Origin of the sequence: Prevotella brunnea (assembly GCF_008016795.1) — a bacterium.
GTDB lineage: Bacteria > Bacteroidota > Bacteroidia > Bacteroidales > Bacteroidaceae > Prevotella > Prevotella brunnea.
Genome location: NZ_SDIK01000089.1, coordinates 1 through 931, shown reverse-complemented (window position 1 = coordinate 931; position 931 = coordinate 1). Strand labels below are relative to the sequence as shown.

Sequence of the window (931 nt, the reverse complement as noted above, 5' to 3'; positions counted from 1 at the left end):
GGCTCAGTAGAAATTTACTGGGGGAATAATTTGTTATTTATCTTAATAATTCCGACCTTCGCATCATGGAAGAAAATATGTTACGCACCTTGGCAGCTCTTGTGTTGCCCACTCAAATATTACAGTTTTTTACTATCGTTTCTGTCCGTGAGGTCGGATCAGAGTTTCATATTAGTCTTGACGAACGTATGGACAAGACTTTATCGGATGATGCCAACTTCGAGTCCAAAGGGTTCATGGAAGCTGTTAATATAACTGACTTTCCGATCCGAGACCATAAGGTTATATTGAAAATTCGTCGCAGGCGATGGACGGACTTGCGCACAGGCAAGAGCTTTACGCTTCCCATCGCTTTAGACATGGTAGCTCAGGGCACTCGTTACTCCAAGGAATTTGGAGCTTTTTTAAAAGAAACGTATGGAGACATCCCCCGTGACCTGCCTTACGCTTGAGGATTTCTATCATATTGACGGACATACATTTGAGAAACAATACAAGGAAGTTCTGAGCGGCTTCCGTCAATGGGACCAGGCAGAACATGCCGACGAGTGGCTTCTCTTTCCTGACAACATCGGATCCTCTTTGGCTATTGATGAAACTTCACTGTCTAACGGCGAACTGTACACTTTCGTGACCAACCGTGCAGCAAGGACACGGGAAAGAAGTCTCGTGGCAGTAGTTGCAGGTACAAAGTCAGACGATGTCATAGCAGTACTGGATAGGATTGATGAGGAGAAACGCTCCTCTGTTGAGGAAGTCACTCTGGATCTGTCCGACTCTATGCGCAAAATAGTCAGAAGGTCGTTTCCCAATGCCAAGCGTGTAATCGATAGGTTCCATGTACAAAAGTTAGCATGCGACGCTGTACAGGAATTGCGTATCAAGCACCGCTGGGATGCAATACAGCAGGCAAACGACGAGATGGAGGAGG

Annotated in this window: 2 protein-coding genes; both read left to right on the top strand. The window is 45.9% G+C overall.

What is annotated here, in order from left to right:
* Window positions 1-65: 65 nt before the first annotated feature.
* A complete protein-coding gene (locus tag ETF27_RS10235) occupies window positions 66-452 on the top strand; it encodes an ISAon1 family transposase N-terminal region protein (protein WP_130828705.1) in 387 nt (128 codons plus the stop codon).
* Window positions 418-931 (top strand): ISAon1 family transposase (locus ETF27_RS10230; RefSeq protein ID WP_193557218.1); only part of this gene is annotated, 514 nt, incomplete at its 3' end. The genes ETF27_RS10235 and ETF27_RS10230, both read left to right, overlap by 35 nt.

Bases quoted from the DNA above. Each gene is read 5' to 3' on its own strand.
- ETF27_RS10235 (WP_130828705.1), top strand. From the start codon at position 66: ATGGAAGAAAATATGTTACGCACCTTGGCAGCTCTTGTGTTGCCCACT.